The sequence below is a fragment of the Asticcacaulis sp. DW145 genome (assembly GCF_037101385.1).
Classification (GTDB): Bacteria; Pseudomonadota; Alphaproteobacteria; order Caulobacterales; family Caulobacteraceae; genus Asticcacaulis; species Asticcacaulis currens.
In genome coordinates, this window is sequence record NZ_AP029024.1 from 1,164,342 (window position 1) to 1,189,536 (window position 25,195).

At 58.0% G+C, this 25,195-nt stretch carries 20 protein-coding genes; 13 read left to right on the forward strand and 7 right to left on the reverse strand.

Annotated features, from left to right (window positions below):
• Positions 1 to 8: 8 nt before the first annotated feature.
• Positions 9 to 1,187, reverse strand: a complete 1,179-nt coding sequence (locus AACH73_RS05485) for an alginate export family protein (protein ID WP_338735665.1) — start codon at positions 1,185 to 1,187, stop codon at positions 9 to 11.
• 775 nt (positions 1,188 to 1,962) lie between these two features.
• Here AACH73_RS05485 and AACH73_RS05490 point away from each other — a divergent pair.
• The 5 genes from AACH73_RS05490 to AACH73_RS05510 are packed head-to-tail and all read left to right on the forward strand — an operon-like array spanning position 1,963 to position 8,243.
• Entirely contained in the window at positions 1,963 to 2,703 is a 741-nt protein-coding gene (locus AACH73_RS05490) for a damage-inducible protein (protein WP_338735666.1), read from the forward strand.
• 13 nt (positions 2,704 to 2,716) lie between these two features.
• Entirely contained in the window at positions 2,717 to 2,974 is a 258-nt protein-coding gene (locus AACH73_RS05495; RefSeq protein WP_272740154.1) for a hypothetical protein, read from the forward strand.
• Positions 2,971 to 3,489 carry a hypothetical protein gene (locus AACH73_RS05500; protein ID WP_338735667.1) on the forward strand — a complete coding sequence of 173 codons (519 nt, stop codon included), beginning with the start codon at positions 2,971 to 2,973 and terminating at the stop codon, positions 3,487 to 3,489. Before AACH73_RS05495 ends, AACH73_RS05500 begins: the two co-directional genes overlap by 4 nt.
• A gap of 6 nt (positions 3,490 to 3,495) precedes the next feature.
• A complete protein-coding gene (locus tag AACH73_RS05505; RefSeq protein WP_338735668.1) occupies positions 3,496 to 5,016 on the forward strand; it encodes a DNA polymerase Y family protein in 1,521 nt (506 codons plus the stop codon).
• Positions 5,016 to 8,243, forward strand: a complete 3,228-nt coding sequence (locus AACH73_RS05510; RefSeq protein WP_338735669.1) for an error-prone DNA polymerase — start codon at positions 5,016 to 5,018, stop codon at positions 8,241 to 8,243. The genes AACH73_RS05505 and AACH73_RS05510 overlap by 1 nt, the downstream gene beginning before the upstream one ends.
• A 241-nt stretch (positions 8,244 to 8,484) precedes the next feature.
• On the opposite strand, the gene AACH73_RS05515 is transcribed toward AACH73_RS05510, so the two are convergent.
• From AACH73_RS05515 to AACH73_RS05530, 4 genes are all read right to left on the reverse strand, one after another.
• Entirely contained in the window at positions 8,485 to 9,372 is an 888-nt protein-coding gene (locus AACH73_RS05515; RefSeq protein WP_338735670.1) for a hypothetical protein, read from the reverse strand.
• A 593-nt stretch (positions 9,373 to 9,965) separates the two neighbouring features.
• The gene (locus AACH73_RS05520) at positions 9,966 to 12,218 is read right to left on the reverse strand and encodes an AAA family ATPase (RefSeq protein WP_338735671.1); all 2,253 of its coding nucleotides are present in this window, start codon (positions 12,216 to 12,218) and stop codon (positions 9,966 to 9,968) included.
• A 14-nt stretch (positions 12,219 to 12,232) separates the two neighbouring features.
• Positions 12,233 to 12,925, reverse strand: a complete 693-nt coding sequence (locus AACH73_RS05525) for a helix-turn-helix domain-containing protein (RefSeq protein WP_338735672.1) — start codon at positions 12,923 to 12,925, stop codon at positions 12,233 to 12,235.
• Between the two features lie 662 nt (positions 12,926 to 13,587).
• Positions 13,588 to 14,619 carry an NAD-dependent epimerase/dehydratase family protein gene (locus tag AACH73_RS05530; protein ID WP_338735673.1) on the reverse strand — a complete coding sequence of 344 codons (1,032 nt, stop codon included), beginning with the start codon at positions 14,617 to 14,619 and terminating at the stop codon, positions 13,588 to 13,590.
• Between the two features lie 117 nt (positions 14,620 to 14,736).
• On the opposite strand from AACH73_RS05530, the gene AACH73_RS05535 reads away from it, so the two are divergent.
• Positions 14,737 to 15,345 carry a TetR/AcrR family transcriptional regulator gene (locus tag AACH73_RS05535; RefSeq protein ID WP_338735674.1) on the forward strand — a complete coding sequence of 203 codons (609 nt, stop codon included), beginning with the start codon at positions 14,737 to 14,739 and terminating at the stop codon, positions 15,343 to 15,345.
• A 72-nt stretch (positions 15,346 to 15,417) separates the two neighbouring features.
• Here AACH73_RS05535 and AACH73_RS05540 read toward each other — a convergent pair whose 3' ends face one another.
• Both AACH73_RS05540 and AACH73_RS05545 read right to left on the reverse strand, forming a co-directional pair.
• Positions 15,418 to 15,798, reverse strand: coding sequence for an ester cyclase (locus tag AACH73_RS05540; RefSeq protein ID WP_338735675.1), 381 nt, complete (start codon positions 15,796 to 15,798; stop codon positions 15,418 to 15,420).
• A gap of 227 nt (positions 15,799 to 16,025) precedes the next feature.
• Positions 16,026 to 16,769 carry an SDR family oxidoreductase gene (locus tag AACH73_RS05545; RefSeq protein ID WP_338735676.1) on the reverse strand — a complete coding sequence of 248 codons (744 nt, stop codon included), beginning with the start codon at positions 16,767 to 16,769 and terminating at the stop codon, positions 16,026 to 16,028.
• Between the two features lie 90 nt (positions 16,770 to 16,859).
• Here AACH73_RS05545 and AACH73_RS05550 point away from each other — a divergent pair, with 90 nt between their 5' ends.
• The 7 genes from AACH73_RS05550 to AACH73_RS05580 all read left to right on the forward strand — a co-directional run bounded on the left by AACH73_RS05550 (position 16,860) and on the right by AACH73_RS05580 (position 25,194).
• Positions 16,860 to 17,414 (forward strand): helix-turn-helix domain-containing protein, encoded by a 555-nt coding sequence (locus tag AACH73_RS05550; RefSeq protein WP_338735677.1) that lies wholly within the window; start codon positions 16,860 to 16,862, stop codon positions 17,412 to 17,414.
• 455 nt (positions 17,415 to 17,869) lie between these two features.
• Positions 17,870 to 18,328, forward strand: coding sequence for a MarR family winged helix-turn-helix transcriptional regulator (locus AACH73_RS05555; RefSeq protein ID WP_338735678.1), 459 nt, complete (start codon positions 17,870 to 17,872; stop codon positions 18,326 to 18,328).
• Positions 18,325 to 19,140: an NAD(P)-dependent oxidoreductase gene (locus AACH73_RS05560; RefSeq protein ID WP_338735679.1), complete on the forward strand. Its 816-nt coding sequence runs from the start codon at positions 18,325 to 18,327 to the stop codon at positions 19,138 to 19,140. The genes AACH73_RS05555 and AACH73_RS05560 overlap by 4 nt, the downstream gene beginning before the upstream one ends.
• A 681-nt stretch (positions 19,141 to 19,821) precedes the next feature.
• The gene (locus AACH73_RS05565; RefSeq protein WP_272740147.1) at positions 19,822 to 20,244 is read left to right on the forward strand and encodes a DUF2285 domain-containing protein; all 423 of its coding nucleotides are present in this window, start codon (positions 19,822 to 19,824) and stop codon (positions 20,242 to 20,244) included.
• A 371-nt stretch (positions 20,245 to 20,615) separates the two neighbouring features.
• Complete coding sequence (locus AACH73_RS05570) at positions 20,616 to 21,491, forward strand: sigma-70 family RNA polymerase sigma factor (RefSeq protein WP_338735681.1); 876 nt, start codon at positions 20,616 to 20,618, stop codon at positions 21,489 to 21,491.
• A 79-nt stretch (positions 21,492 to 21,570) separates the two neighbouring features.
• Positions 21,571 to 22,524 carry a DUF4880 domain-containing protein gene (locus tag AACH73_RS05575; RefSeq protein WP_272740145.1) on the forward strand — a complete coding sequence of 318 codons (954 nt, stop codon included), beginning with the start codon at positions 21,571 to 21,573 and terminating at the stop codon, positions 22,522 to 22,524.
• 114 nt (positions 22,525 to 22,638) lie between these two features.
• Positions 22,639 to 25,194 carry a TonB-dependent receptor gene (locus AACH73_RS05580; protein WP_272740144.1) on the forward strand — a complete coding sequence of 852 codons (2,556 nt, stop codon included), beginning with the start codon at positions 22,639 to 22,641 and terminating at the stop codon, positions 25,192 to 25,194.
• Position 25,195 lies beyond the last annotated feature (1 nt).

Below are 25,195 nucleotides of genomic sequence, written 5' to 3' on the forward strand. Positions count from 1 at the left end.
TCGGTTCCTTAAAGTTTGTATTCGAAGCCGACCCACACCTTGGTGCGCGAGGCGGGCATGATCGTATTGGCGCGCTCAAAGTCGGCATATTTCAGCAGCAGCGACAGGTTCTTGGTCAGGCCGGAGGCAAACTGCGCGTCGAACTCCGTGCCGATCGACTGGCTGAGGCGATCCGTCTCAAAATCGTGGTAGGCGAGCGTCAGGGTCGGGTTCTTGATTAGCGGGAAGGAGGGGTGCGTGTAGCCCGCCACCGTCAGGGTGTAGCTGAGGTTCTTGAACCCGTTGGCCATGGTCTTGTTGCCATTGAAGGCCAACGCATCGGACCAGCCATTGAAGGCGTGCGCCGTGGCCAGCGGCGTGATAAAGCCGCGCGTGCCGTCGCCTTCAAAGGTCTCATAACCGACCTTGAAGGTGTACATGTCCCAGGTCACCGCCCCGTCGATATTGGAAGCGGACAGTTCGAAATCTGCCGGGTTATAGCCGTAGTCGGTCTGCTTGGCATAATAGCCGGAATAGGCCAGCTTGAAGGATGACACCCAGGCCGAACCTGACGCCTTGAGGCCGATGGTATTGGTCGAGTTTGCCTTGGCATTTTCAAAATCGAGCGCGTAATCAAAGGCCTGAAGCTTCAGGGCTTCATTGATCGGCAGGGTGACATTCAACAGGTGGCTGTCGGAATCCCAGTCTGCGCTTTCACCCAGGACGCGGTTGACCTGAAACAGATAGGCGTAGGTGACGGCCAGCTTTCCCACCGTGGTATCGACGCGCAGGGCATCGAAGGTCTGTTCGTCTTGACGCCATCCGACATTACCGATGAAGCGTGCATCGTCGAGGATAATGCGCTGACGACCGGCGGTTACGGTGGTGAAGCTCGACGGCGTCCACACCACCTGTGCGCGGTTCAATTCGGTCATCGTGGGATCATTGACCGTCGGATATTGCGTCTTGCCGTTGGTCGTCGAGTTGTAGTCGTCATCAAGGGCGCGGACATCCTCGAATTCCACGAGGAATTTCAGGTTCTTCCAGTCGGCCGACTGAAAGCCGATGCGATTGCGCAGGGTCAGGGCCGATCCCTTTTTCAGCCCGGCCTGATCAACGCCTTCGTAGCGCAGGCGGCTTTCAAGCAGCGGCTTGCCCATGGCCAGCGCTTCGCCAAATGTCTCCTGAGCGAAAGCCGGGGCGCACACCCCGCTTAAAACTGTTGCGCCGCACAAAATTAAGGGCGCACTTTTCCGACGCAGCTTTAGATGGGCCACGGTCCTATCCCCTGAAAAGAGCAAAAAAAAACGCCCCAGACTAAACCGCAGGTTCCCCTTATGCGGTAAAGCTCTGAGACGTCGTTGTCCGGTGATGGGCGAAGCCTTCAATGGCAGCGCCGCGTGTCATCCGCCTTTGGATAACACTGTCAGCGTCATATAACATTCACGACGCGTCAATCTTTTTTTCGCAGTCGCGTAAGAATTGTTAAGCTGGGCCACCGAGTGAGATAAATTGGCAACAAAAAGTCAAATGATGCCTCGTTCGTGCGCTGTTAAGACGCGAAGCGGGGGCTTCGTATCCGAGAGGGGCTCTCTTTGAAGGTGAGCCATGCGCTCATCCGCATGCTCGTAAGACGCGCTGTGCCGATATGCGTTTTGAGCCTTGATCCTGAAGAAATGAAGAGCGTTGCAACCGTCTGGCCACCACAGTTGTGCGGGCCTCCGCTCAAGCGGTGCATGTAGGCGCGAGCCTGGGCCTTCCGCCGTTACAGGGAACACCGACAATTCACAGAAATTTGTTCCCGATTTGTTTCTCAAGAGTCGGCTGTTAAGGATTTGTGACTCCTCACGATTCCGCTCTGACCTATCGCCCTGACAATTTCTGGCAGCACGCAGACGCCGATCTCGGCCTATTGACTCTTGTTCAAATTAAAGAACAAAAAGCGAACATAGTCTTTGGCGTTCAGAAAGGATGCTTGATGTCATGCCCGCTGCCAACCCCGCCGTCCTCAGCGCTTTGCGAGACCGTATCGACCATATCGGCGGTCACAGTGCGCCCAGACGCGTCGTGCTCCCCTTCGGCGTTCCCGATATCGACACCCGTATTCCCAAGGGGGGGCTGGCCTTTGGGGCCCTGCACGAGATCGCCGGTGGCGCCAATGGCGCGGTAGATGGGGCCGCCGCCATCGCCTTTGCCGCCGGGATCGCCGCGCGCTCTGGCGGGCGTGTTCTCTGGGCCTATACGCAGCCTGATCTGTTCGCCCCGGCACTGGCCCGTTCTGGCCTGACCGATGACAAGGTCGTCTTCTTCGAAGCCGGCGATGAGGCCGCCGTGCTGGGGGCTTGTGAGGAAGCCCTGCGCCACGGCGGCCTCACCGCGGTCGTGGGCGAACTCGCCAATCTCTCCCGTGTCGCCTCGCAGCGCCTTCTGATGGCGGCGGAGGGCACAGGAACGCTGGCCCTGATCGTGCGCCGCTGGCGCCGGCAGGTCGATGCCAAAGACTTTGGCCGCCCCACGGCCGCCTTCACCCGCTGGCGTGTGACCGAACTGAACTCATCACCTTTGCCGGTGCGCGGCGTCGGACGCGCGCGCTGGATGCTGGAGCTGATCCGGGCCCGCGGCGGGGAGTGTCATGATTTCGAGGTCGAGGCCTGTGACGGGGAGGGGCGTATCCGCCTGTCCGGGGACGCACAAATGACAAACACCCTGCGGGCCGCATCTTAAGAGGAGGGAGACTATGCAGTTGTTTGAGACACCGGATGAACACGCCCGGCTGGCCCTGTTCGATGGGGCCGCCGTCCTGCTTACGGTCGCCCGGCATGAGCGCGACTATATGGCCTGTGTGCAGAAGATCGGTCCCAAAGGCACGGTCTATTACGATGTGGCCGGCTACAGATACCACGCCGATGGCTCGCCCCTGCCGCAATTGCCGCGCGCGCCCCAGATCCTCGACGTCGTTGATCTCTATCAGACCGATTACGCGGATATCGCATGAGTGAACTTGTCACCTGTGCGGGGAAGGTGGTGGCGCTGGCGCCCCTCGTCGCTATCGGGCCGGTATGGAGAAATGGCCTTTATGAAGACACGCATCTGGCGTTCCCGGTCCATATCCAGGGCCTGCCTCAAACCCTGTGGTTCCAGTCGGAGGACGGCACAGACGAGGAAAGGGCCGCACTCAGAGATGCGCATGCGCAACTCGTGGCCGCCTGGCGGCGCTATCATCTTAAGGACGGCGTAACGCCGGGCCTGTTCGACCTGTCCCATCTTCTGATCAGTCTTCAGGCTATCTCCGCCGTCAGTCCCATCTACACGAAGACGGTAACTGTGGGCGGCTGGGGCAGCGTCAGCCGTCATCAGCCGATCTACGACATTCATGTGTCAGGCCTAAGCGAACCCATTCGTCGCTCGGCCTCCGTCGCCGTGCCGCTCGACGTCCTGACGGCTGAGCGTGACGCCCTTCTGGAAGCCTGGGCCGACTGGGTCGATCCTCTCACGCGACAGGCGGTGTAGGGTGTCATGGCCCGCTACCTCAGCCTCTATCTGCCATTCTGGGGGACCGATCGTCTGCGTCGGGCTATAGGCCTGGACGTGCTGCCGCTTGAGCAAGCGTTGGTTCTGCAGGGCAAGGTCGGCAGCCGACGCCTCGTCACGGCGGTCGATGCGCGCGCTCATCAACGCGGCGTACGACCGGGCATCGCGGTGGCCAAGGCGCAGGTGCTTATCGACGGGCTTGAGGTGCGTGACGCTGAGGTAGAGCGTGACGCCGAGGCGCTGGAGAAGCTCGCCGTCTGGGCCCTGCGTCTCTATTCGCCCGTGGTGGCCGCTGATACGCCGGATGGTCTGATCCTCGATATCACCGGCGCGGCCCATCTCTATGGGGGAGAGGCCGCTCTGGTCTCCGATATGCTGCGGCGTCTCGACGCCCTCCATATCACAGCCTACGCCACGGTCGCGGATAGCTGGGGGGCCGCCCATGCCCTGGTGCGCTTTGCCGGTAAGTCCTCTTTGATCATTGCACCGGGTAAGTCTGCCGAGGCGATACTGCCCCTGCCGGTCGCGGCGCTTCGCCTGCCGGCCGAGACGGTCGAGGAACTGCGCCTTATCGGTATCGACACCATCGGCGAACTGGCGGCCAAGCCGCGCGCCCCGCTGGCGCTGCGCTATGGTCCCGACCTGTGGCGGCGCGTCGATATGGCGTTTGGGCGACTGGCCGAACCCATTGAGCCCGTCCATGTCCCCGAACTGATCTCGGTCGAACGCGCTTTCTTTGAGCCCATCGGGGCGCCTGACACGCTTGAAAAATATACCCGCCGTTTGACTGAATCCCTGTGCCTGAAACTGGAAGAGGCGGGTCTTGGGGCGCGACGGCTCGATTTGCACTTTGTGCGCGTCGATAGTCGCATCGAGACCATATCCGTCGGTACCGCGAAGCCGGTGCGCGACGTAAAGCGTCTGTCGAAACTGCTGGTCGATAAGATCGAAACCGTTGAGCCGGGCTTCGGCATCGACAAGATGACCCTGTCCGCCCCTCTGGTCGAACCGCTGTCCTTCACCCAGGTCGCCACGCGCTTTGCCGCGCCCGGCCGCCCGGACGTCGAAGACCTATGGGACACGCTCAGCAACCGCTACGGCGAGGGTCGACTTTACCGCGCGGTGGAAGTCGCAAGCGACATCCCGGAGCGCTCAGTCAGACGGATTGCCCCGTCGGCGCAAGGGACAGGCTCCTCACGCAATGCCCGTTATCGACGCCCGGCGCGCCTTTATCGCCCCGAACCGGTGCAGGCGCTGGCGGCCTTGCCCGATCATCCGCCGCGCGCCTTTACCTGGCGCGGTCAGCGCTACAGCGTCGTCTGTGCCGATGGCCCCGAACGCGTCAAGGGGGAATGGTGGGTCAGCGACACCGAAACCGGCAAGGTGCGCGACTACTATATCCTCGAAGCGGCCACTGGTGAGCGCTTCTGGGTCTTCCGGGCCGGGGACGGCGAACACACGGGCACCGGCTCTCTCAACTGGTATCTGCACGGGAAATTCGACTGATGCAGCCACCTTATGTCGAGCTTCAGTGCGCGTCCTACTTCTCCTTCCTGCAAGGCTGTTCATCCCCCGATGAGCTGTTCGTCCGGGCTCAGGCACTGGGTCTTGAGGCGCTGGCCATCGCCGATCGCAATACGCTTGCCGGTATGGTGCGTGCCCATGTCGCCGCCAAAGCCACGGGGGTGCGCCTGATCGTCGGCTGCCACCTCGATCTGACCGATGGCTCGTCGCTTCTCGTCTATCCTACCGACCGGGCGGCCTATGCGCGCCTGTCGCGGCTTTTGACGGTGGGCAAGGCGCGGGGCGGCAAGGGGCGCTGCGACCTCACCTGGCAGGATGTCGAGGACTTCAACGCAGGCCTGATCGGCATCTTCCTCCCGGAAGAGGCCGACGAGGTCTGCGCCCAGCGCCTGCGGCGATTTAAGACCATTTTTGCCGTGCGCGCCCATGTGGCGCTGACGCTGCGCCGCCGACAGGGGGATCATCTGCGCCTGCATGAGCTGTCGAACCTGGCGGCGAGGGTGCGTGTGCCCACCGTCGTTACCAATGATGTCCTCTATCATGTCCATGAGCGCGACCAGTTGCACGATGTGGTCACCTGCATCCGGCACAACTGCACCATCGACACCCTGGGGGATCTGCGCCACCGCTACGCCGACCGCTATCTGAAGACGCCGGAGGAGATGTATCGGCTGTTTCCGGGCTACGAGGGCGCCTTAAGGCGCAGCGCCGAGATCGCCGATCAGTGCCGCTTCAGCCTCGACGAGCTTAAATACCAATATCCGGAAGAGAAGCTGTTGCCCGGGCTGTCGGCCATCGACGCCCTCAAAAAGCTGACCTGGGAAGGGGCGAAGCGGCGCTACCCGGAAGGTGTGCCGCAAAAGGTCATCGACCTTCTGCGTCATGAGCTGACCCTGATCGAGAAGCTCAACTACGCGCCCTATTTTTTGACGGTCAACGCCATCGTCAACTTCGCCCGCTCGCAGGACATCCTCTGTCAGGGGCGTGGCTCGGCCGCCAATTCTTGCGTCTGTTTTGTGTTGGGCATTACGAGCGTCGATCCGGACCGCAACGATCTTCTCTTCGAGCGCTTCATCTCCGAAGAGCGGGGGGAGCCGCCCGATATCGATGTGGACTTCGAGCACCAGCGGCGTGAGGAGGTGCTGCAATGGGTCTATGAGACCTATGGCCGTTCGCACGCCGCGCTTACCGCCGTCGTCACGCGGTTCCGCACGCGTGGAGCCATCCGCGCGGTCCTCAAGGTAATGGGCTATCCCGAAGACACGATCAAGCTGATCTCCAAACAGGTGACCCACTGGCACCGGGGCGGCATGACTTTGGCCGAGGCCGAAGGCTTAGGGCTCAACCTCAATGACCGGCGCCTGAAGCTCGCCATCGACCTGCACCTGCTCTTGATGAACGTGCCGCGGCATTTGAGCCAGCACCCGGGTGGCTTTGTCCTGACCCACGACCGGCTGGATGAACTGGTGCCGATCGAGCCCGCGCGCATGAAAGCCCGACAGGTCATTGAATGGGACAAGGACGATATCGACGTTCTGGCCTTCATGAAGGTCGATTGCCTGGGGCTTGGCATGATGTCGTGCATGAAGCGCTCGCTCGATATGCTGGCTGAGGTCAAGGGCATAGAATTGGACCTGGCCACCATCCCGGCCGAAGATCCGCGCACCTACGCCATGATCCGCAAGGCCGACACGGTCGGTGTCTTCCAGATCGAAAGCCGCGCCCAGCAGGCCATGCTGCCGCGTACCAAGCCTAGGACCTTCTATGACCTTGTGGTGCAGGTCGCCATCGTGCGGCCTGGCCCCATCCAGGGCGGCATGGTCCATCCCTACCTGCGACGGCGCGAGGGCACGGAAGAGGTCACCTATCCCTCGAAGGAACTGGAGGCCATTCTCTCGAAAACCTTGGGCGTACCACTCTTTCAGGAGCAGGCCATGTCGGTTGTCATCAAGGCAGCCGGCTTCTCGCCGGGGCGCGCTGATATGGTCCGCCGCGCCATGGCCACCTTCAAACACACCGGCGGCGTCTCTAAATTCCATGACGAGATCGTGCAGGGGATGCTTAAAAACGGCTACACGCAGGACTATGCTGAGCAGATATTCAGCCAACTGGAAGGGTTTGGCTCCTATGGGTTTCCGGAGTCGCACGCCTATTCCTTCGCCCTGATCGCCTATGCCTCCTCCTGGATGAAATGCCATCACCCGGACGTCTTTTGTGCCGCGCTCCTGAACTCCCAGCCCATGGGCTTCTATGCCCCGGCGCAGCTGGTGCGCAACGCTCAGGAACATGGCGTGGAGGTCCGCCCGGTCTGCGTCAATGCCTCGCGCTGGGACTGTACGCTGGAGGAGACACACCGACCGGGACGCTATGCCGTGCGGTTAGGCTTTCGGCTCGTCAAAGGGCTCAAGAGCGCGGACATTGCCAGGATGATCCTGCACCGCGGAGATCACCCCTTCACATCCATTCCCGATCTGTGGAAGCGGGCCCGCACGCCGGTGGTGACGCTGCGACAACTGGCCAAGGCCGATGCCTTCTCTCCCGCCCTCGGTCTGAACCGTCGGGACGCGTTGTTTGCCATCCGTGCCCTGCGCGATGATCCTCTACCGCTGTTCGATCATCTGGAGACGGGGGCAGGGGAGACGTCTGCAATGCCGGAACCCCAAGTGATCCTCAAACCCATGACGGCCGGGGCCAGGGTGGTCGAAGACTATAATCACCTGGGTCTGACGCTTGGGACCCATCCCGTCTCGTTCCTGCGTGAAGAGCTTCGCCAGCGCGGCCTGATGACCTGCGCGGACGCCATGGCCTCAAAAGATGGGCGCCTCGTCAGCGTGGCGGGCATGGTGCTCGTCCGCCAGAAGCCCGGCTCGGCCAATGGCGTGATGTTCATGACGCTGGAAGACGAGACCCGCGACGCCAATGTGGTGGTTTGGGAGAAGGTGGCGGCCGCTCATAAGGCCGCCGTCTATGGCTCGTCGTTTGTGGCCATCAACGGCTACATCCAGCGCGAAGGCGAGGTGGTCCATCTTATCGCGCGCTCCGTCTTTGATCTGTCACCGCTTCTGGCTAGTATCGGTGAGCGCGATACGCCGTTGAGCGTGCCCCGTATGCCGGGCGATGAGTTCCGCAATGGCGGGCCCGGACAGGACGCGCGGGTGGCCAGAGCGCAGGGCGGCGGCTGGGTTCAGAAGAGCCGGGATTTTCGGTGAGGGAGGGCGCGGTCGGGGGCTGGTTTTGGCCCATAAGAGACACAAGGTTCTTTTCCTGGCGCAAAAAGCGGACATCGTTATAGCGCTTGGAAACGGGCTCAATCTAAGGCACTATCCCAGGATGTGGATCGGTTCGTCGCACTTAACCAAACATTGTTTAGGCCTTGGCATACGTGCTTGTGACTGGAAGAAGGCCATTCTGATAGAAAATATCGGTCAACTCGCATTTAAACGCCATTAATTACGGATCTGGCGGCCACGGTTGAACTGAAACGCTTGTTTGTAGCCAGCCTGAAGTATTCCAAGTCAAATCGGCGTACGGGTGTCCCTCCTCGCGGACGTGAATTATTTTTATAGCCCTATCCGTCTCCGCGCCGCCACCTACGTTCTCCGAGATATCCCTGGGGCCGATTGCCATAGCGAAATGGGGTGTCGGCTTGCCGAGCTTCTCAGCCATTGACAAACTTGAGACAATTAAAAATCTAGACTGGCCTAGGTCACTATGTTCGAATGCAGCTGTTTGCATCCAACGCGAAGGTCCTACGCCTCTGTCGAGAATTGGTACAAAAACCCAGTCCGGTTGAAATGCTTCGATTACGTCGCCCACTAACGGGCGAATTTTTATATCTTGGCAAATAAACGTAACGCAACGGCCCACGTTTTCGATGTCGGCGACAACAATTTCGCTACCTGAGGCGGTGTCCTCGACGACTTGTTTCCCCTTCCCAGGATTGGGTAGACCTAAGCCGATAGCGACATCCGCATCAATTTTTGCAGGCCATATTTTTCTCTGCCTCCATAAGGGGGTGCCGTATCTGTTCAGTGCTTGCGATTCGTTCCAAGCTTGATACCCATCGTTGGAGACGGTTAAACCAGTCCCGGCAACGGTTAGGGCGGGGCTAGCTTTCAGCGAGCGAAGCAATTTACCTAGCGAAATAGCTTCATTTTCCGTAACCACGAACTCCGGCGCGATGGCAAACATTGCCTCCCCAGCAGCCTCAATCGCGTTGAAAATTGTCGTGCTGGCACAAAGCGTAGAACTGGTTGTACAGGTCATCGCTCTGGAGTCACCCAGCGGCCTGTCAGTGAAGATGAGATCGTTTGCTTTTGTCGCAACTGGGATAAACACAATTCGAGTGTCGTCTTGAGGCGCTACTCCTGCACCGAGATCACGACCTACATACAGCGGCTTGACTGAAATTGGACGCCCTTGATGGAGCATCGTTGCGGGAGCTGCACTGAGGTAGGTAAATCTGTCATACAACGTATCAGCGTGGCCGGCCGCTTCTGGTCGTGTGGCTCTATGCAACGGCCCTCGAGGAATGAGGGATAAATTATTCCAAGTCGCATAAACCGATTTAGTAGTTCTGTAATTTTTGTGATCCCGAAGCCATGCGGATACCCTACGGTACTGAGGGTCGCTTGGAGCACGAGAAACAGCGCGAGGGTGAATACGGTAGAAAGAGAGGTCCAAAAACCTCATTATTTGAAGTACTTTTCCTCGAAACACTTCGAGGTCACTGTCTGTCGGCTCTATTAATTGAAGCAGTGTCTTTGTAACTATATTGCCACCATCGAACTCGAGTGCAGTTTTGACCTTCCGATCGAAAGCTGTATTTGGCTTGCACGACCTCGTACGCTCTGCATTCGTCCAAAGTGTTGCCATCTCCCATAGATAAAGGAATAGCTCACCTGGAGAACTGGGTCGAACGGCTTGCTCAGTCATTTAATATCTCGAGCTCGGCGTTGATGTAAGTCAAATGAAAATGAATCGTCCAAGTGTTGAATGGCTTTTGGATCGAATTGAATATTTGATAGCATTAATGAGAGATGATCAACCGACTCTTTAACGGCCTCTCTTTGCAAACTGTGCATCGATGAGCGCCTGCTCAAGATACGACCCAATCCTGTAACTGCCTCCACCATATATGAAATTTGGGTTAAATTGGGATGGTCGCTGGCCAGCAAGTAATCTATCATACCAGATATAGAGTTTATAAATTCTATTGTTGATCTGGATGATCTTCCATAGTAATTTGGGAGTGTGCTTATAAGTCGTCTATTTGTTTCATTGAATAAAGCGTTGCAAAATTCGACGGTGGCGCTGACGTCCTTGCTTGAGAGGATAATTTTTGCGAATTCGACAAATTGAGATGCCATTTGTGGCTGGCCGTCGCTATACTTCGCGGCAGATACGGCATGTTTGGTGGCGTTCATAAGATCGCCACGAGCATGCAAATTTCTAACTAGCCTGCTATGCAGGTCAAATCCGACACGCTTGAGAGACGCGCTAGCGAGCGTGTGCTCCGAGATGTCTAGTCTTTCCATTTTTGCTAGACCGCCCTGATATTCATTAAACGCAGTAAGGCTGTCGCCACTGCGATCAAAGTAATCTCCTTTGAGCAGAGAGGTTTCTACCTCCATCACGCGCAGGTCATCCATCATAGTATTTTCTATTTTGTGTTTTTGAAGGTCCCTCAATAACTTAACCAAATCAGCGATTGATTGATTTGCCGCATCGTGATCACGGAGAGAAATGTATATTTGAGCCGCCTTGCGCCGAATTTTTGCGCGTTTAAAAACGTCGACTGCTTTGGTGGAAGCAGCAAGCAGGTTGTCAAATTCTTCAATTAAGGCAAGTTCATCCTCTTCTTCGAAGAAAAATGCGCTAATGTCCAGATAGCGCTCTAGAACCTGAATCAAGAATGTTCGCCAAATTTCAGGTTGCTCAGCGTGAACCACTCTAAGTAAGTCAAGTGTGCTTCTCAATAAGCCGATTATTTCAAATGGGCTTTCGTGGGCTTTAGTCAGAACTAATGCTGTCTCGACGAGGGCGACAACATACTCTTCTGTAATATCTCCGCCATCCAGAACGGTATCGGCTGCGCTCTCGATGAGAGTGCCAAGCTCTTCAGTTGCCCTCACGGGGTCGGACGACCTCAGGTTTAAGACGTATTCGCTTGTCGCTAGCCGAGGTTGGAGGCGGCGCCGTATTACACTTATCCAGTCCGGATCCATTTCCGGCACATCCATTGATACGCGCAGCAGGCGATTGCCCAACCTTAGATAATTCAGCAATAATGGATCGGTTCCAGGATCTGTCGCTAGTGTGGGGACCACAGCTTCATAGTAGGGTACGTTAGGTGCGGCCCTAACTGCGTTAAATTTAAAATCATCTACTGCAGCCTCTTTCGTCAAGCCGCCAGCTTTAGTGATTTCATGGATGCCTCTAGCAATCGCGTCAGCTTCTTCGCTCGTGCCGGATGCGGAAACGCGCATAGGGACAGCGAAAAGTTCCACATCATCGCCTGCTTGAGAGCGTATTGTGCCGGCTACCCCGGATATACCTTCAATATTTTGTCGATTCAAAACGAAGCAGAGTGCGACTGTATCTGGCAACTGCATAGTGCATATGCCTGCGACGTCAGCCATGCCGGTCCGACTGTCGATGAAAACAAAATCATATTCGCTTTTTGCCCACTCACGAAGGGATTGAAGCAGTTTTCCGCCAGCTTGTTCGGTGAAGAAGGTTGGCCACGCAAAATTGGCTAGGACATCACCATATGCCGCAGGATGTCGATCCGCGAGGTCAACAGCACCTGCAGTGATCAAATCCAGCTTGCCACCATTGTCGGATTCCAATCCAATCGGAATAACATAACTGGAGAAATACTCTCTAGACGAGAATGTTTTAATTGCGTCTTCAAGCGCTCTCGGAGTCTTTGCTATGTCAATCGACTGAGCCCATCGCCAAAGCAGATCAAGAATGCCGGGACGGTTGCGTATGGTCCGCGCTTCGGTGGATTCAAGAAAGGCCTTAAAGTAATACGGGAGGCCTGGGGCCTCTAGATCCCAGTCCATTACTAAGACTTTGGCGCCATGCATTGCAGCCAAAAAGGCTACATTCGCAACGGCCATAGTTCTGCCAACACCACCCTTATATGAGTAAAAAGTGATGATCTTGCCGCTGCTCATGAATAAGTCCAAGATTAGGCTGTATGATTAAGCCGGGGATAAATAGTCAGAACTCGTCGTTCACTGAAACGATCTGTAGTCTGACGGCGATGTTTTTGAATTGCTCGATCGCGCGGCGAAAGTTTGGATGCAATTGATTGTAACGGTTTTGAATCTTCATTGCTTTCCATTGCGTCTTGCGCCGTTGGAGTAAGAAAATTGTAGAACCTTGTGCCGTCTCTCCGACAATCGACTAGTCCATATTGGCGAAGTATGGATAAATTTCTGCTGACAGTTTCGGGCTTTAAATTTAAAGCTTCAGACAATTCAACCCCTGTCATTTCTCGTTTGCTCAGAGCTTTAAAGTACGGTTGCAGGTTGCTTTTCCTTAAAAGGTCTAGCGATTGCGTACTGGCCCGTTGGGCCCCAACCTGAGAGACGACGGCATGGGCTAGCGCTAGCTTGCCTAGAACATATGCATACGCCTCAGACGATTCATTAGCGAAGCGGCCTTGGGCAACATTCGCTGCATTTTCGGGCGCCTTACGCATCAAGTTGTCGAAGCCCGCGGCGATACCCGCGGCCAACTTCTCCAACTCATCCTTGCTCCCACTGGAAATCAGCTCGTCAATTTCGTCGACAAGCACTAAGAATGTCTCGCCAGACAAACTGTCAGGCGAGTTTGCGGTGTAGAACCGCTGTAGGATATCTTGGGTCGTTTTCGTCATGCGTTTCCCTCGGTCTCGAAGATAGGTGCCAGGTACTTAAAAATCAACTAAGAATCATTGATCCTTTCATGACTTTTATCATGCATGCCGCGCGGCGATTTCAGGCTACGTGCTCAGCCGCGATGATAGACGCCTCGTATCGGAAACATCTCCAAAATTTGCCGAAATAGCCATCTGCGTGAGCTCAAGACCGTAGTGCGGTTTCGAAGGTTGCCGTTAGCTTCACACGTCCGCTTTTGGGCTTGGATTGTCTCAGAGCTTGAAATGTCCGCCTTGGGCGCGAGGGCGACGTCGGCGTCTAGTGGCCGATATTGTTGAAAAGTCGTGCGACAACCGCAACTGCGTCCTCTCCTCTCGTCTCGTATTGTAGAGACTTGTGATGAATGCAACTCAGGTTGCGGGTGATAGACACCCTTAATCGAGGTCGAGTTCACTCAGAAGAGCAACGCCTTCACCGCTGTCATGGCTCCTATAAAGGCGCCCGTTCCTGGTCCCAGCTCTATCACCGGCCATGTGCCGGGGCCTATCCTCGAAGTGATCAGTGCCGTAAGGTGCGATTGCGGCGATGGCAAGCCGATCTGAAAGCCACGCCCGGAAAAAGGTTGCTTTGTCGCTGCCGGCAAGGGTTGCTTCCAGCGTTATGACGCGGTCGCCAGACGCGTTTAATCGACCGCCACAGCGGCTAAGGCATCATCGGGCCGCATACGGCGCATTCCATCAGCCGGCGAAATCAATGGAGCGTAGCCCAGTTCCAATCGTGCGCGGCTGATATCAATGGTGAAGCCCTTGCCGATCAGTCGCAGCATCTGCCGGGTGATCGGTGGCTCGCCCTTGCGGCGAAAGGCTCGCCAGACGGCCCCCATAAGGCCGGCCAGGGCCCAGGCAAGGCCGAAGGGCACGTTGCGATCTTTCGGTATGACGCCGCGGCTGCCAAGCAGTCGCGTCAGGAAAGATTTTAGTGTGGTGTCTTCACCATCGCTGACAAAGAAGGCTTCGCCGCCTGATCCGCGGTCGGCGCCGAGGATCAGTGCATGGCACAAGTTATCGACATGGCAGGTGGACAGCGCTTGTCTGCCACCTGAAACCCATTGGAACTGCCCCTTGCGCACGGTCTCGACCATGTGATCGAGCGCAGGCATGTCCGGTCCCCAGATGAAGGGAGGACGAATGGCTACCGTTGAAAATCCGGCACAACGGCCATTTGCCGCGAGCAGAACCTCCTCCGCTTCAGCCTTGGATGTCGCATAAGGAGCAAACGTCATCTTGTGCAGGGGCAGGGACTCGGTCGCGCCATGCATCGCTTCGGGACGGCCCATGACGACGGCAGCGGCGCTGACATAGACCACGCGGCGCACACCAGCCCGCTCAGCCTCCTCGATGACATTGCGGGTGCCGTCAACATTGATCCGGCGGAACTCAGACATCGGTCCCCAGAGCTTGAAATGGGCTGCAACATGAAACACGACCTCGACTCCATCCATCGCGGTGGTCAGCGAAGTGCGGTCTAAAAGGTCACCAGCGATCGGTTCCGCGCCCAAGTTTCGTACGCCGGCTAGCGCTTCGGGGCTGCGACCGAGCGCGCGAACGCGCCAGCCGACCGACAACAGGCGGTGGATGAGGTGTTTGCCGACGAAACCGGATCCTCCGGTGACGAGGGCAAGGCGGGGTGTTGGCCGGGGTGAATTGCCGCTCATGACGGACTCCTAGGTTGCTGGCGGTGCCAAGTTGTCACAGGGTCACATGATACACAATACATAATATGAAATATGTTACATGTTGATTTTATAACTTCGCTCCGTTAAGAACCGTACATGATAGACAACGCGCCCGATCACCGCGACCGCATCCTCGACACGGCTGCCGAGCAGGTTCGTCGCTTCGGCGAGGGAAAGACCAACGTGGTCGACATCGCCAAGGCCATGGGTCTGTCTCATTCGGCGATCTACCGGCATTTTCGCTCGAAGGCAGAGATCTTCGACGCCTTGGCCGCACGGACCATGGCTGAGGAGGCCGAACTGGCAGGCCGTTTCGTGGCGGCCGGTGGTTCTGCGGGCGACAGGCTGCGCGGTCTTGTCCTGGCGCTCCATCGCAGCAAATGCGCCAAGCTGGGAGATGACCCTGAGATCCATGGTCTCTACCGCCGGATTGTGACGGAGCGCCCGGACCTCGTCGCCGATTATGCGCGACGAATGACAGGGCTCGTCCGGCAGGTGTTGGCAGACGGGGTAGCGCAGGGTGAGTTCTACATCCGCGATGTCGATGTTGCCGCCGACGTAGTGCGGGACGCGGTCACGATCTTCGTCCATCCCGCTCATGTGGAACAGGCTGTCGTAGCGGGGCTTGATATGGAGCCAAGGCTTTGTGCAGTGTTGGATGCCTTGGCCGTCGCTTTTTCGCGCCGACCATCCTCAGCTGAGTGAAAGTCCAGTCTGACACCCGGTGGCCGACGCACATTCCGGTTGGAAGCGGCTACCGACGGTCACAAATGCGGTTCAAGCGATCTGCTTCTCGATCCCAGCTTTGTCGATCGCGGAGAAAACTTCGACAATTTTACCGCCCTTCACCTCGTAAAACACGTTTTCTGCAAAAGAAATGCGTTGGCCGTTGATGGGTAGGCTAAGAAAGTCGCCTTTTGGCGCGCAATCGAACACCAACCTGGCCGCAATGAGGGGTGGGTCGCATGCCAGACGATCGATGACGAAATGTAGGTCCGGGATGTCTTCGAAGTCCTTGATCAGCATCAGGCGGTAGCCTGGCAGCCGAAGCGGACGACCATTGTGTTTGACATCTTCGGCGACATAGCGCCCAAGCTCATCCCAATCCTGTCGATTCAGGCAGCCTATGTAGGCTTCATATAACTCTTGCAGCGTCATGTTTCTCGAACATCTGGATCTTATCTGCGTCGTCTCAACCAACGAGCGCGCAACCCTCCTGGGTATGCGCTTGAAACCAGACGCGCCGAGGCTCGCAAAAGCAGGATCAGTTTCCTCTGAATTTGCGATTATGCAACGTCCGGCCTTGGTGCTGAGCGACAAACAATTCGGTCATTGGGTCGTGGCCGTCAAGGGAAGCGAGAGATGCGACGCCTCCCATAATATTCTCACACCGCGACGAAACCGCCGTCCACAAGCAACTCTTCGCCACCAATGAAGCTGCTTTCGCTCGACGCCAGAAATAGCACAGCCTTGGCAACTTCTTCAGTTTGAGCGAGCCGGCCAAACGGAATGGCCTGCTTCATCCACTCCTCCGCGCCCTCATTGTCTCGAAGATAGGTATGCATGGCCTGGGTAAGTACCATTCCGGGTGAAACGACATTCACACGGATCCCTCGACTTTTAAGATCAACCGTCCATGTCCGGGCAAAGGAGCGTATTGCAGCCTTTGTTGCGCTATAGACCGAGAGGTTGGCAAAGCCCTTGCTTCCTGCGCCCGATCCCGTCAGCACGATCGAACTACCAGGACCCATCAGCGGCAAGGCTTTTTGGACCGTGTAGACCGTTCCTTTGACATTAATATCAAAGAGGCGATCGAAATGCTGATCTCCGATGTCGTCGATCGCCGCAGATTCCGATACCCCAGCATTGGCGTAGACGACGTCCACGCGACCGTGCTCATTCTGGATTAGGGCATAGAGGCGGTCCATATCGTCAGAATTGCTGACATCGGCTTGGACACCGGTCACTCCATGGCCAATCTCAGCGCGCGCATTGGCAACACGTTCAATACTGCGGCCCGTCACGTAAACCAGTGCACCTTCGCCGGCAAAAGCCTTGGCCGTCGCCAGGCCAATGCCATCTGTTCCGCCGGTCACCACCACGACCTTGTTCTCGAATCTCATCATCATCCCAATCTGTTTTTCGAACTGGAGGATTGCTCCATTTATTATATGGAGGCATCCTCCGGTTCACAAGCCCTGCTTTGAAGGAATGTCAATTTGACTCATGAAGCTCCCTTGAGAGCCGATGCTCAGCGCAACCGAGAGCGCATCCTCGCGGCCGCAGAGGAAGTGTTTGTAGAACAAGGTGCTAACATCGCTTTGGAAGAAGTGGCAAAGCGTGCCGGAGTGGGAATCGGGACGCTCTATCGCCGGTTCCCGACGCGCGAGGAACTCCTGGCCGCAGCCTATAGCGCTCGGTTCGAGGCGTTCGCGGAAACAAGTCTATCGAGAGATGGCAAGCTTGATCCGCTTACTGCCCTGCGTCTCTACCTGGAGGAGCTAGTTCAACATAGCAGCGTCTATCGCGGATTGGCGGCATCACTTGGCACGGTCCTAGCCGTTGGGACGCCCGGCTGTGTCGCGACCAGCAATGAGGGCGTTCGACTTCTGGATCGTGGTCAGAAGGCGGGCGTGGTTCGCTCAGATATCAGCTTCGACGATATCGTATGCGTCGTCATGGCGATCTCTATGGCGATTGAGAAAAATGGATCGCCGAAACCTCGCATCGCTCATCTGGTCGGGGTGTTTTTGGACGGGATCGGCATGCGCTGAGTTCGGCTCCTCATGACCGCTTGGGCGCGACCCAGCCTGCCGCCGGACAGCGATGCCTACGGTTTACCGCCATTTCGAAACCTTCCGTTGCCTTTCGTAGCGCGGTCAGTACTTCATTACTCTGCGTCTCGATGGCATGGTTTCCCGCGATTGGAATGGCTTTGAAGGTTTCTGACGGCGCGGTGATGCCATCCAGCCATCCTACGCCGTGGGCGTCGGTGCGACATCATTGTTCTGTCCTTGGAATATGATCACAGGAAGTGCAAACTGTCCGGAAATGCGCGAAAACTCGAATGTTTCGCCCCATGACCGCCCAGGTTCAGCTTCGCTGACCTGAAGTCCAAGAGCGCTGGCACCGACAACGAGGTCCTAGAAAGCTGAGCCTGAACTGACTTTAATATTGGAAAATTGCCGCAACCCTTGACAATTTGTTTGCTATCTAGCAATATTGTTAGATGGCAAACAAAATTAAAACCTCTGTTCCTGCTTCAATTGGGGCGTGGGCGAAGCGGTGCTATTTCGCGGGACGAGCGATGATGGAAGAGACCCTTCGGGGTCACGGCATCGGTACGACGCAATGGTATGTCCTGCATCACTTGGTTCAGACAGGGCCAACGATGCAGCGCGAACTGGTGCGATTGCTCCAGATCGAACGCGCAACAATGAGCATCATTATTGGAGCGTTGGTTCGCAAGGGATTGGTCGAGCAGGTTCCCGACGCTGTCGATCAGCGCCAGAAGCTGTTGCGGCTAACTCCGGCGGGAAAGGCGCTGTGGGGCGAGCTGCCCGATCTAAATTTCATCCATGACGTAGCATTCGCTGGTTTCTCCGACGCCGACATTGAAACCACAGTGCGGGTGCTTAGAGCCGCAACCGAACGTCTCAACCAACGAACAGAGGTAAAGAAGACATGACGATTCTGATTACTGGCGCGACTGGATTGGTCGGTGAACGCCTGCTGCCGCGCCTGGTTGAAGCTGGAGAGGATTGTCGCGCCCTCGTTCGCGCCGGCAAAAACAGCCCTGCCGGGGTGAAGGTGGTGGAAGGCGATCTTTTCGATTCCGCAGCACTGGCGGCTGCCGTGAAGAGCGTCTCGGCGATTATTCATCTGGCAGCGGTGTTCCGCACCCAGGACACCGACCTGATCTGGCAGAGTAACTTGGAAGGTACGCGTAGCCTGATCGCAGCGGTGAAGGCTTATGCCCCAGAGGCGCGCTTCATCATGGCAAGTACATCCAACGTCTATAACAGGGACGGCCCTCATCCTGGGCGCGAAACCGACTCGGTTGAACCTGAACAGGCCTATCCGGCAAGCAAGCTAGCGGCTGAAAACCTATTGCGCGAAAGCCAGTTGAACTGGTCGATCCTGCGGTTCCCATTCGTCTATGGCGATGGCGACGGTCATCTGGATATGCTGCCAAAGCATCTGGGCGCTTTTGGCTTCCATCCAGCCCATCGGATGAGCACGATCCACCATCGCGACATCGCGACCGCGATGAAATTGGCGCTGACCGGGGTGTTCGACGGCCACATCGTGAACATATCCGATGAAGCGCCCACTACGATCTACGAACTAGTCAGTCTCGTCGGCGAAAAGATGGCTCCGTCATCGGAAGCAATGCAGGACCCTTGGCATCTTCACATCGACGCTTCATTTGCTCGCAGCCGAGGCTTTCAGGCAAGTGTTAGGACGGTCCATCAAGCGGTACAAGAGGGAATAATTTGAGGCAACGGCAGACTGCTGACGTGACCTATCTCCGGGGCGCGACGCTCAGATCAGTCGTAACCTTACGCAGGCTGTGTGGAGGGTGAGATGTCGACGAGGAACGCTTCAACTTCCGCTTTCGAGCGAGGTGGCGAAAGCTGGACTTGTCCCCATTCTAAGTCCGGTTTGGGCGCGAATGAGACGTTGAGAATAGTCCACAGGGGCGGAACATCTAGCGCTCCTCATCCCAACCATTCGTGAAGAAACAAGAATTTGCAACTTTAGCGGTAATATGCTATTTCTTATCGCTTGAGGTGGCTCAAGGGGTGGGGCTCATGATGGCATTCGAGTGGTTAGATAGCCGCCACTACGACGCGTTGGCGGCGACGGATAGGGTCGGGTGGGCGTGGGCGTGGCTCAAACGAAACCCAGATTATCAAAAGGGCTTGCAGGGGCAGGACCGCAGACCGGTACGATCGGGACCCGGCGACGTAGGGGTCATTCGGGGACGGGTGGCCTCGGACGCAGGTCGCTGGGGGGTATCCTTTCGTCGTTGAGCCTTACGGCCGAGAGCAGCACGAGAAGGTCTTTTGGCGACCGGATTGGGACAAATCAGTTTTACTTGTCCGCACACTACCTGCGTTCACCACCGAGAACGCCTTTGACCTCCACATTTATGGGAAGCTGGCGACGGTGCTTGTCATGGAGGAAGGGTTTGAGGTTGTGCTGTTATCTGACGGCATACATCACCTACAGCTTTTCGTTCTTGAAGGCACGGTTCTCAAAGGGCCTGTTTATCTCCGCTACGCACTTTCGGGTTTTAAGCACCTCGAAACCCGTATTCTGAGCCTTCGTCGTCTGGTTGGATTGCACCAGCAAGGCCGATTTCTTCCCAAGCTTTATCCTATTGAAACTAAGGCCGAGCGCTGGGTGCTGGCAGCGCGTGCCCATGACGCCTGGCGCGCCGGCGCCAGCCAGAGAGAGATTGCGTGCGCACTCTTTGGCGAGAAGGCTGTCCGCGACGATTGGCACGATGGCTCTGATTATCTGAGGCTCCGGACAAGGCGGCTTCTTCGGTATGCAACGGAGATGATCAACGGTGGTTACGCAGGCCTTCTGCGGTGATCGTTGAGCAGGTGGGGCGGTGCTGCTGACGGCCAGCGCGATCTGCTTCTGTTGAAGTGACGGTGTGACAGTACCCGCCGAGGTCGTAATCGCACTGGCGTTCCTCCCCGTTTTTATGTAAGATTCTTGACGGCGCTGTACGTGCAGCGCTGGGGTCGTAGAAAGCCCCTATCGTTACTTGTGAGTGCCGACAATTTCGGTGCTGCCTTCCTTGACTTATGGTCGGGGAGCCTATGGCGTATGCAATAGGCCCCGGCTAAAGGCCATAGGGACCGAGTAACGACGGTTTTCTAACTCCCCGATCACCAGGATCGAAGGAGGCTTCCTCAGGCGGGGACGTACCGCCCATTGGAACCTCGGGGAGTGTGGCCATGACCCCTCACAACCGAGCATCAGACGTCCATATCGGCGCACGCCTCAGGGCGCGACGTCTCGAGTTGGGTATGTCCATTGAACATCTGGCCGGTGCTTTGGGGATTTCAGCCCTGGAATGGCAGGAGATTGAAACGGGCGAGCGCCGTGTCAGCCACGCGCGGCTTTCGGTGGCTGCGGAGGTTTTGAAGGTCGCTGAACGGTACTTCTATCAGGGGCTTAATCGGGAGAGCCCGGTTCAGGTTTCGTCTTCGTCTTCGTCGCTTTCTTCGAGTTCGTGTTGGGTTCGCGACGTTGACCGCTGGTTTGCAGACTTCGTTGTGGTTCATGAGCGCAGTTATCTGCGGGTGGCGCGGCGAATGATGGGGGACGTCGAGGCGGCGCGTGACCTGTTGCACGATGCCTACGCCAATGTGCTGGACGGGGAGGGCTGGCGGTCAATTGAGAATCCTCGCGCCTACGTCATGCGCACCATCTTCAATCTGGGGGTTCAGCGCATCCGTCGTGCCCGGGTAGTGGCCTTTCAGGCCCTGCCGGATTTTGAGACACTGGAGTTTTCTTCGTCTGAGCCGGATGGCTTTCAGGCAGTGGCCATGCGCGAGCAGCTTAAGGTCGGCTTGGCCGCCCTCAATGGGCTGCCCGATATGACGCGACGCGTCCTGATGATGCGCCGCCTGCAGGGCTTGTCCGTCAAAGAGATTGCCCGGCTTTTGGGCATGACGGTCAAGGGCGTCGATTACCACATCGCGCGCGGCGCCTATCAGTTCGCCAAGGCCGTCGAAGTGGCCGGGCTGGAAGGCCTTGGTCCGCTCGCGCGCGGCGGCGTCGTGGGCACACCGCGCGCCCTTCGTCGGTCTTCGCGCGACAGCGATTAGACTGTAACCCTGAATTGAATTATGCTCTGATCGACAGGCCGCCCGGCGCGGTTTCGGGCCCTCGAAGGGTGGCAAACGCATGACATCCGAATCTTCGACATCCGTCGATGACATTATGGAGACCGCCTCACAGTGGTTTGCCCGCATGGATAGCGGCGAGGGCGATCAGGCCGCCTTCGAGGCCTGGCGTACCGCCGACCCGCGCCACGCCGCCGCCTTCGCCCGAATCTACGCCTCCATGCGCCAGATGGAACGCCTGCGCGGTCTGGCCGATCCGGAGCCAGTTAGGGTTCAGGTATCGGCTCCGCTGACGACGCGGCGGCGCCTGTTGCAGATAGGCGGCGCAGCCGCCGTTGTGACGGTCGCCTCATTGGCGGGCATGGCCCTGTTTATCCTGACCAGCGGGCGCGTTGAAGCCGCCACCCGCGTCGGTGAACGCAAGACCGTCGTTTTTCCCAATGGCGGTGAGATCGAACTGAACACCGACAGTCGGGCGGCCTGGAAGATCAATGGCGACGAGCGGACCTTGTGGCTGAAGCGCGGGGAAGTCGCCGTCAAGGTCCCCGTGTCCGGCCGCGGCCTTGAGCTGAAGGCGGGACCGCACGCCGCGTCTCTGGGTCCCGGAGAATACATCGCCCGGCTGCGCGACAATTCACTCGACATCATCAGTCTCGCCGGAACCGCCACCGTATCTCAGGACGGAGCGCCGCCCTTGCGCGTGAACGCCCACCAGGCGGCCATTCTCATTAAGGGTCAAGAGCGCGTCCGGCCCGTCTCGACCAACGATCTCGATTTTCTCACCGGGTGGCGCACCGACGAACTGGTCCTCAACGGTCAGGTCCTCAGTGAAGTCGTCGAAGAATACAACCGCTATCTTGACCGAAAGATCATCATCGCCAATCCGGAACTCGGCGCCATACAGCTGGGCGGTCGTTTCACCAACCGCGATCCGGCGCGGCTTCTGGCCGGGCTCGAAGTCTCCTTCGGCATCCATGTGACGCAGCAGGACAACACCATCATTCTTTCGCGATAGTCAGCGTTTTCCGTGTAGGGATCAAATCCAGCGTAAGCGTGTAGGGGAAGCCCCCGTATTTTTATCAAGCGGTCCAGTGTCACACGAGTGACATATCAATCAGGGGATACCGCTATGTCCGTTTCACGCACCACACTCCGTAACCACGTCTCCGTCTGTACCCTGTCACTGGCCCTCTTCCTCGGCACCGCCGGGGCCATCGCGGCCGAGGATAGAAAAGTCTATGTCATCGAGGCCCAGTCCACCGCGGCGGCGCTCAACGCCTTTGCGCGGCAGTCGGGCCTCCAGCTCATGTTTGACTACGCCGAAGCCGCCCGGACCACCGCCCCGGTACTCAAAGGCAGTTACACCCGCAAGGAGGCGCTGGCGATCCTTCTGGCCAATACGCGCTTTGAGGTGGGCTCGGAAGACGCAGGCGTCATCTATCTAAAGGTGTCGGAGAGACAAGGTAGTGCAGGTGCCGCCGCTGTCGAAGCCGAACCCACCGAAGTGATCGTCACCGGCAGCTATATTCGCAACAGCCAGCCGACCGCCCCAATGCGCAGCGTTGGGCGTTCAGACCTCGACGCCGCCGGATACGGCCAGTTGGGCGACGTCGTGCGCGGATTGCCCGAAAACTTCGCCGGTGGCCAGAACCCGACCGTGGTCGGCTCAGGCCCCACCAATATCGGCAACCAGAACATCACCAACGCTTCCACCTTCAATCTGCGCGGACTGGGTACGGACGCGACCCTCGTTCTGCTCAATGGCCACCGCCTGGCGTCGGACTCGTTTTTCCAGGGCGTTGATATCTCGGGCATTCCGCTCGCCGCCGTCCAACGCATCGAAATCGTGACCGATGGCGCCTCAGCCCTCTATGGGTCGGATGCCGTCGCTGGTGTCGCCAACATCATTCTCCGAAAAAATTACGACGGCGCCGAAGTCAGTGCCCGTCTTGGAGGCACCACCCAGGGCGGCGGATTTGAACAGACCTACTCGGCGCTGATCGGACGCAGCAGTGCCGAAGGCCACGCGCTTCTCAATGTCGAATATAGCGATCAGGAGGGGATTACCGCCGGTCAGCGTGACTTTACCCAAGCCGCAGCGCCCGCCAGCAATCTGTTGAGGCCCCAGACGCGGCGATCGGCCTTTGTCAGCCTCGGGCGCGACCTCACGCCCACCTTGTCTCTGTCCTTCGATGGCCTGGTCTCGGACCGCACAGTCTCGAGCGTCGATCAGTATCTCAAGGACTATGACGCCTACTACATCACCAGCTACAACCCGAACTACAACCTTGCCTGGACGCTCGATATGGACATCGGGGACTGGGGCCTGAAAGCCACGGCGGGTCTCGCCGGCAGCCGCAACAGCGTCTGGACGCGCGCGCCGGGCTATGTCGGGCAGTCCAATTTCCGCAATGGAATCGAGTATCTCGAGGTCGTCGCCGATGGGCCGATCGTCTCCGGGCCCACGGGCACGATCAAGGGTGCGATCGGAGGCGGGCGGCGCACCGAGAGCTTCGCCAATGGGCTGGCCTCCCGCCGCAACTTCTATCAGGGCGAACGCCACGTCGATTACCTCTTCGCGGAGGTCCTCGCTCCGCTAATCTCCGCGTCCGAGAACCGCATCGGCTTGCAGGCGCTCGATCTCAGCCTGTCTGCCCGCACCGAGCGCTATAGCGACTTTGGCAGCACCACCAATCCCCGTGTCGGTCTGCGATACGTACCGGTCTCCGGTCTCACGGTGCGCACGAGCTGGGGCAAGTCTTTCAAGGCGCCGTCCTTCCTCCAGATGTACCAGACGCCGCTCCTCTATCTTTATCGGGCATCTGCTTTCGGATACACCGGTGGCGGTACCGCTCTGATGACCTGGGGCGGCAACCGCGACCTGCGTCCTGAGCGGGCAACCTCACGCACCTTCGGCGCGGAATACCGTCCGGAAGGGATCCGATCCATGGTCCTGTCGGCGACCTGGTTTGATATCGACTACCGAGACCGGGTCATTCAACCGATCAGTCCGACCTCCGCAGGTCTGAGCAATCCGATTTTCGCGGCCTTCGTCGAATGGAACCCGTCGCCCGCCCGACAGTCCGATCTGATCGCCGGCGCCTCCACCTTCACCAATTTCTCCGGCGCCGCTTACAATCCGGCTACGGTCGTCGCCGTCCAGCAAAACCGGTACGCCAACGCGACCGCGCAGACCGTCGAAGGGGTCGATCTGGGCTATCGACAAAGCTTTGCCCTGGCCCGCGGGGGTCTGTCCGCGGCGCTGAATGCCACCTGGATGGACGTCCGGCAGCAAACTCTCACCACCACTCCGGAATTCCAGTTGTCCGGTACCATCTTCAACGTGCCGGCCTTCAAAGCGCGGGCGGGGCTGACCTGGACCCGTGGAGCGTTCAGCGCCGCCGGCTTCGTCAATCATATCGCCGAAGAGGACGATACCGGTGTGTCGCCCAACAGGCGTATCGGGGCGTGGACCACGGCCGATGCGACCCTTTCATGGCGCTTCGGGGACACGGTTCCGGCCTTTCGTGGCGTGAAACTCGCGCTCGCGGTCACCAATCTCTTCGATCAGGACCCGCCCATCGCTTACAGTCCGTCGCTGGATTTCGAAGGGATCAGCTTCGACAGCACCAACACCACAGTCATCGGGCGCACCGTCGCGCTCACCCTGACAAAGAGCTGGTAAC